Source organism: Deltaproteobacteria bacterium, assembly GCA_011773515.1.
Lineage (GTDB): Bacteria > Desulfobacterota > Deferrimicrobia > J040 > J040 > WVXK01.
In genome coordinates, this window is the sequence record WVXK01000058.1 from 13,662 (window position 1) to 16,840 (window position 3,179).

At 56.7% G+C, this 3,179-nt stretch carries 5 protein-coding genes; all 5 read left to right on the forward strand.

Annotated features, from left to right (window positions below; genetic code table 11):
• Nucleotides 1-515: 515 nt before the first annotated feature.
• Nucleotides 516-1,379, forward strand: a complete 864-nt coding sequence (locus GTN70_06565) for a tetratricopeptide repeat protein (protein NIO16649.1) — start codon at nucleotides 516-518, stop codon at nucleotides 1,377-1,379.
• A 147-nt stretch (nucleotides 1,380-1,526) separates the two neighbouring features.
• Complete coding sequence (locus GTN70_06570; GenBank protein ID NIO16650.1) at nucleotides 1,527-1,868, forward strand: hypothetical protein; 342 nt, start codon at nucleotides 1,527-1,529, stop codon at nucleotides 1,866-1,868.
• Between the two features lie 170 nt (nucleotides 1,869-2,038).
• Nucleotides 2,039-2,596, forward strand: coding sequence for a peptide-methionine (S)-S-oxide reductase MsrA (gene msrA, locus GTN70_06575; GenBank protein NIO16651.1), 558 nt, complete (start codon nucleotides 2,039-2,041; stop codon nucleotides 2,594-2,596).
• Between the two features lie 81 nt (nucleotides 2,597-2,677).
• Nucleotides 2,678-2,863, forward strand: coding sequence for a hypothetical protein (locus tag GTN70_06580; protein NIO16652.1), 186 nt, complete (start codon nucleotides 2,678-2,680; stop codon nucleotides 2,861-2,863).
• A 74-nt stretch (nucleotides 2,864-2,937) separates the two neighbouring features.
• On the forward strand, nucleotides 2,938-3,179 hold a 242-nt coding region (locus tag GTN70_06585), incomplete at its 3' end, for a B12-binding domain-containing radical SAM protein (GenBank protein NIO16653.1).

The window sequence follows — 3,179 nt, forward strand, 5'->3', positions numbered from 1 at the left end:
CATCCCCGGGCAACAGAAAAATTCGGCAATCGGCGGACATACCCCATGACAAAAAGGTAACAGGCGATCGGACGTGAATACGGGAGAGCTTTTCTGCGTCCAAACAAACAGCCATACATCTCCTCCCGATCGGTCAGGGAAGCGGCCCCCTCTTTTTTATGATTTACGAGGGGGCCTGCCTTTCTGACCGGGATACGTCTCTCTAAAAAGCGGCACCTGTACGCAACCCCCCGCCGTGTCACCGCGGGAATTTACTTCCCATATGTGGAAATAATTTCGCCTGCCGGACAGAAGCTGTCCCATAAAGCATTGATATATATAGATAAAATAATTGGTACGGAACTTGCGGTTTCCTTCAATATATTGACGCTTCAACCGGGGGGAGGCCAATTCGCAGGCCCCCGGAATTACCGGGGAGGTCAAAGAAAATAAAAAAATACATTATACTGCTCACGATTGCCCTGCTGTCCCCCGTTCCCAAAACGGCCCCCGCAGCGAAGAAGCAGTTCGGGATCGTGAGCCCGGGCAAATTTGGAGGCGCCGAGATCAGCCGCTCCCTCTCCGTTGACTATTACAACAGGGGAACTGCGTACATAAGGACGGACCAGAACGACCGGGCGATCACAAACCTTACGCGGGCGATCGAGCTGAACCCGCGCTTCGTGCAGGCCTACCTGAACCGGGGCCACGCCTACAACAGGAAAGGCCAGTTCGACCGGGCGATCGCGGATTACGGAAGGTCGATAGAGCTCGACCCGAAGCTCACCCTCGCCTACTACAACCGGGGGACGGCCTACTTCAAGAAGGAAAGGAACCGGGAGGCGGTAGCAGACCTGAGCAGGGCGATCGAGCTGAACCCGAATCTCGCCCACGCCTACCTGAACCGGGGGAGCGCCTACTACGCCATGGAGAAGTACGAGCGCTCGATACCCGATTTCTCCCGCGCTCTGGAGCTCAACCCCGACCTGGCCTATGCGTACCTGAACCGGGGTGGGGCTCACTACATCACGGGAAAGTATGACCGGGCCGTATCCGACTACAGCAAGCTCATCGAGATCGATTCGGGGTTTGCGCTGGCCTATTTCGACAGGGGCCTGGCCTTCTATCGCATGGGGGAACTCGACCGGGCAATCTCCGATTTCAACCGGGCACTCGAGATCAACCCGGAACTGACCGATTCCCTCCTCCACCGGGGAGATGCCTACAGTATAAAGAGAGAGTTTGCCCTCGCCCTTGCCGATTTTTCCATGGTCCTCGAAAGGGACCCGGAAAACGCAATTGCCTATTACGGCAGGGCAAAAGCCAACTACCGCATGGGAAGGTACGGAAAAGCCTTCGCAGACATGTTCCGGGCGGGATTTTTCTGGCTCAAAAGGTAACATCCCGTCCGGCATCCCCTCACCCCGTATCGCCCTTTCCCGTTGAAGAAGACGCCCGATTCGTATAGAATCTGATGCGTCCTTTCCTCCGTCAAATGCAGCGGGAGGGGTTCCTCGTTCGGGGAAAAAAACCAGGGGTGAGACGATATGGGAAATGAAGGGGGAAGGCTCTATATTCGCTGCATGGGAGCCCACTGCAACAATTTCATCGAATCAAAGGAGAAAAATCTCTCCATCTGCGAAGACCAGGGAAACACCTTTTTCGGCATTTACGGCCTCTGCGAAAGTCCGGGCTGCAACTTCGAAAACCTTGTCAGGGAAGATCATTTCACATCGAGCGATCTTCTGATCCTCTGCCCCGATTGCGGTGAGAAAACCCCTGTGAAAAACTTCATCTGGAAAAAATCGGAGGGCCACGAGCTGACATTCGAAACGCGCTGCGGGGGCTGTGAAAGGGATCTGATCATCGGCTGGAAAGTCAGGAAATAGGATACCGCTCTCTTTGCGCAGAAATCCCCGCCACATCGACCCGGGAATCTGAGCATATTCCGCGAACCCCGAGCGTCGCCTTTCCGGGATTTACCATGAATCCTCAAGGTGGCCGGCACTATCCTATCGGTTAAGTGCGGGGCCAAAAATCCGTCAGCGGGGAGTTTCTCATGACAGGCAAGAAAGGCACGACAGAGGGAAAGGTGGAAAAAGCGACGTTCGCGGGTGGCTGCTTCTGGTGCATGGAGCACCCCTTTGATGCATTGGAGGGGGTTCTGTCTACGACATCGGGATACACGGGAGGCCACAAGGCCGACCCTGCCTACGAGGAGGTCTTAACCGGAACGACGGGCCACGCCGAGGCAGTCGAGGTTGCCTTCGATCCCGCAAAGGTAAGCTACGGGGAACTCCTGGACGTCTTCTGGAGAAACATAGACCCCACGGCAGAAAACAGGCAGTTTGCCGATGTGGGCACCCAGTACCGGACCGCCATCTTTTACCACAGCGAGGAGCAGAGACGGGAGGCGGAAGAGTCGAAGGAAAGAATCAAAAAGTCGGGAAGGTTCGACGGTCCCATCGTCACGGAAATATCCCCCGCCTCGGCATTTCACCCCGCCGAGGACTATCACCAGGGCTACTACCGGAAGAACCCCATCAGGTACGGGCTCTACCGGCAGGGGTCCGGAAGGGACCGGTTTTTGAGCAAGGTGTGGGGGAAGGACCGGTGAGGGGAGAGGTGCCGCAACCAGGCTACGGGTGGCGCATTCCGATTTGTGTGGTAAAATCAGAGCTTACGAGGAGCCGAAAACATGACAGCAAAAAGCGCAAAGGAGACCCTCTACACTGCAGGAAAGGTGGCAAAGGAGCTCGGCGTGAAGCCGGGGGACGTGAAAAAAGCCATCGCCTCGCTGGGAATCAAGCCCGATGTGGTAAAAGGCGGTTGCTCCTATTACTTTGAGGCGACGGTGAAGAAGATCAAGAAGGGGGTAAAGTAGGTCGGCCGCGGCCGGGCAGGAAAAGCCCACGGGGACGCCGCTGGAGCCGCATGACACTCCCTTGAAAGGGTCAATTGAAAGTCGCACTGGTAAATACCAACCGGATGAAACCTCCCATCGCTCCCATCGGCCTCGAGTACGTGGCCGAGTCACTGAGAGGTGGAGGCCACGACGTGGAGGTCCTCGACCTGTGCTTTGCCGAGGACCCTGCCGCCGCCATCGCGTCCTTCTTCAAGAGTTCCGACCACCGCCTGGTGGGGGCCACCCTGAGAAACACCGACGACTGCGCTTTCACGAGCAGGGAATCCTTCCTCGG